We start from the raw sequence: 806 nt of genomic DNA on the forward strand, positions 1-806 counted from the left end.
GAGACCACTGAGTAACGTTATCCCTGCAACCAGATAGACACCTAAGTCAATAAAAGGGCCAAGCGCCGCATAACCGGCAAGATGCAACAGCAAGACAACCACATATGAAATTTGAATAAAAGTGCAAAGCTTTCCAAGTAGCGTTGGCTGAATATCAAAATGATGCACTTTGTAGTGAAACAATAAGCCACCGATAACGATAATTAAATCTCTACCGAAAATGAGCAACACCAACCAAAGTGGAAGCTCTCCGAGCCAGGTAAGCAACACATAGGTTGTGATCAGTAAGAGCTTATCTGCGAGCGGGTCGGCGATTGCACCAAAGCGGGAGCGCCAATTGAAGTGCCGAGCGAGAAAACCGTCGACACCATCAGAAATTCCGGCAATGACAAATACAAGAAACGCATTTTGGAAGCTCTGTGTCATCAAATAATAGGAGAACGGCACGATGAGAACGATGCGAAGCACAGTCAGCAAATTTGGTATCTGATTAACAAACACCTAGTTATGCTCCACCATCAGGAACCCAATAGAAGTTCAGACTTTGCGGCATTTCGTTAAGCTCAACCGCTGCGAACTGGTCATCTTGAGTCAAAGATGCGTCTTCACGCTCTGCTGGCGGCTGCGCTGAACTCAGCTCGGTCTCTTGCGAGAACGGTGGCGCGACCAACTGAAGCTTGCCGGCAAGGGCAACTTGCTGCTCAAAGTTAGCCCGAGATCCACGAAGCTTAATCCCTAAATTGACCTTGTCTTGATAAACCTGTCGAACCGATACGTGCTCGACGCTTGAAAGCCGTTCAACATGC

The 806-nt window shown here is 47.5% G+C and carries 2 protein-coding genes; both read right to left on the reverse strand.

Annotation, left to right across the window (positions count from 1 at the left end; genetic code table 11):
* The coding region (locus A3750_RS02830; protein WP_082873181.1) for a CDP-alcohol phosphatidyltransferase family protein at positions 1-501 on the reverse strand (501 nt) is incomplete at its 3' end.
* Positions 502-505: 4 nt separating this feature from the next.
* On the reverse strand, positions 506-806 hold a 301-nt coding region (locus A3750_RS25770), incomplete at its 5' end, for a hypothetical protein (RefSeq protein WP_197474841.1).

The organism is Oleiphilus sp. HI0079 (genome assembly GCF_001635105.1).